The sequence below is a fragment of the Duganella sp. sic0402 genome (genome assembly GCF_019219065.1).
Lineage (GTDB): Bacteria > Pseudomonadota > Gammaproteobacteria > Burkholderiales > Burkholderiaceae_D > Rugamonas.
Map to the genome: position 1 here is coordinate 1 of NZ_JAHUWK010000055.1, position 255 is coordinate 255.

The 255-nt window shown below is 62.4% G+C and carries 1 pseudogene; it reads left to right on the forward strand.

Annotation, left to right across the window (positions count from 1 at the left end):
- Positions 1–255, forward strand: a pseudogene (tuf, locus tag KW842_RS27300) (elongation factor Tu); the annotation flags it as partial.

Consider the following 255-nt stretch of genomic DNA (forward strand, 5'->3'; position numbering starts at 1 on the left):
TGCGCGAGCTGCTGTCGAAATACGAGTTCCCAGGCGACGACCTGCCTATCATCAAAGGTTCGGCACGTAAAGCACTGGACGGCGACACCGGTCCTCTGGGCGAACAGGCGATCATGCAGCTGGCCGACGCACTGGACAGCTACATCCCAACCCCAGAGCGCGCAGTTGACGGCGCCTTCCTGATGCCAGTGGAAGACGTGTTCTCGATCTCGGGCCGCGGTACCGTGGTGACCGGTCGTGTTGAGCGCGGCATCA